1 protein-coding gene is annotated in these 404 nt (G+C 60.9%); it reads left to right on the top strand.

What is annotated here, in order from left to right:
* Positions 1-171: 171 nt before the first annotated feature.
* Positions 172-404: hypothetical protein (locus AC1DYK_RS36040; RefSeq protein WP_478170628.1), on the top strand; the 233-nt coding region annotated here is incomplete at its 3' end.

Here is a 404-nt window from a genome sequence, read left to right as displayed (position 1 = left end):
CAGTGACGGACAGTGCGGGGCGCACAGTGACCAATGGTCAGTTGGCGCTCGAACTGATGAAGGCGCTGGATAGCCAGAAGCTGGAATACGTCCTGGTCAAGGCCAATGACAGTACGGGCACGTACGCTGGGGCCATGCTCGAACATTTCAAGATCAACTAGAGGAGAGTCAGTGGTCGCGAGCATTCCCCGCCATGACTACCCCGTGGCCGGCATGGCCGACGGGATTGCGGTTCTCGACGAAACCGCAAGCTGGGTGCTTGAGCGCCTTGAGCAGTCGGACATCGCCCGTGGCCAGGCCCTGAATACCATGCTGACCCTCGCGAAGTCGCGCTGTGCGACGGACCCACAGGTAACGAAGTTCGAAACCTGGGAGGCATGGGTCACCGCCATGCAGGTCGGATC

The sequence above is a fragment of the Variovorax sp. P2_H12 genome, from assembly GCF_056403395.1.
Note: the sequence above shows the minus strand (reverse complement) of the source record. Positions and strands in the feature narration are given on the sequence as shown.